Here is an 854-nt window from a genome sequence, read left to right on the forward strand (position 1 = left end):
GGGGGGGACCTCGTCAACCAACGGGTGTTCCGACTGCAAATTACGTGAGTTGCTCGACGACGGCAAGAACGTCGCGGCAAGTACCGCTCAGGTCTGTAACACGCAGCTGGATCAGGCGATGGCTGCCGCCACCACCAGGCCGACCGCCACGTGCGTGGCCGCCGTGATCCACACCGCGGGGTGCAGGCGGTCGTCGTCGTCCACGATCAGCGCGCCCAGCTTTCCGGGGGCCAGGAGGTCCATGAGGAAGAAGGACACGGCCATCAGAACCAGGCCGATCACGCCGTAGACCAGCGTGGACACCAGGCCCAGCCACAGGACGGAGGCCGAGCTGAGGATTGCCGCCCGCACGATCCACCCCATGGCCAGGATCGAGGAACCCAGGACCAGAACCGCTCCGCGATTGCGCTGTGTCCACACCAGCTCGTGCAACTTGCCGGGGGTCAGTAAATCGATGATCACGTACCCCAGGGCGAGCAGGACCAACCCGACAAGCCCATAGGAAGCAGCGGCCGCAGCCGAGTAGAGCAGGGAGCCGAGAACAGGGGAGTCCATGGTGTGTCCAGCCAATCGTCGAGGGCCCATGCGGAGCCCGTTGAAGTGTCTGTGCCAAGTATGCGTGGCCGGGCCGCCGTCAGGGGATATTGCGACCGCGGGCACTGTTGTGCAGCGCGTACCAGTGCTCGTACGTGGGGACCGCCAGTGCGCGGTCGGCCTCGGCGCAGGCCCGAATCCGGCCGGGATCGGCGGAACCGATCACGGGCCGGACCCGCTGCGGCAGGCGCATGATCCAGGCCAGGACCACGGCTTCCGGGGAGCAGCGCAGGCCCGTGGCGATCTGACGGACCAGATCC

At 67.0% G+C, this 854-nt stretch carries 1 protein-coding gene and 1 pseudogene; both read right to left on the bottom strand.

The window, feature by feature from the left end:
* Positions 1-111 precede the first annotated feature (111 nt).
* Positions 112-555, bottom strand: a complete 444-nt coding sequence (locus GTW58_RS13165; protein WP_123825438.1) for a DUF350 domain-containing protein — start codon at positions 553-555, stop codon at positions 112-114.
* 79 nt (positions 556-634) lie between these two features.
* Positions 635-854, bottom strand: a pseudogene (locus GTW58_RS13170) (aldo/keto reductase); the annotation flags it as partial.

Source organism: Kocuria subflava, assembly GCF_012163155.1.
Lineage (GTDB): Bacteria > Actinomycetota > Actinomycetes > Actinomycetales > Micrococcaceae > Kocuria > Kocuria subflava.

Excerpts from the sequence above, each read along its gene's own strand:
- GTW58_RS13165 (WP_123825438.1), bottom strand. The coding sequence starts at position 555 with ATGGACTCCCCTGTTCTCGGCTCCCTGCTCTACTCGGCTGCGGCCGCT.